The sequence below is a fragment of the Rhodobium orientis genome (assembly GCF_003258835.1).
In the GTDB taxonomy this organism is placed as follows: Bacteria; Pseudomonadota; Alphaproteobacteria; order Rhizobiales; family Rhodobiaceae; genus Rhodobium; species Rhodobium orientis.
Map to the genome: position 1 here is coordinate 1 of NZ_NPEV01000172.1, position 269 is coordinate 269.

General features: G+C 52.8%; 1 protein-coding gene. It reads right to left on the bottom strand.

All coding sequences use genetic code 11. From position 1 onward, the window contains the following. Nucleotides 1-258 (bottom strand): TVP38/TMEM64 family protein (locus tag CH339_RS25705; protein WP_210207408.1); only part of this gene is annotated, 258 nt, incomplete at its 3' end. Nucleotides 259-269 lie beyond the last annotated feature (11 nt).

Consider the following 269-nt stretch of genomic DNA (forward strand, 5'->3'; position numbering starts at 1 on the left):
TGCACCGCCTGCCGCACCGATAAAAGAATACAAAGAGCCAAACAGCGGACCGAATGCGAGGCCGCCGCTGACGGCGAAAACGGAAGCAGGAAGCAGCAAAAACGGCCGGATCATCAATAGTCCGATATAGATCAACGGGGCGAAAATCCCAAAGGATAAGACGCCTTCTCTTATATGAGCAGGGCTCAGATTCAGGTATTTCGCATTCAGCCATAGTCCGGCCGCCGCGATTACGGCGATTACCGTCCATTTGGCCAAGGTTCTTTTTC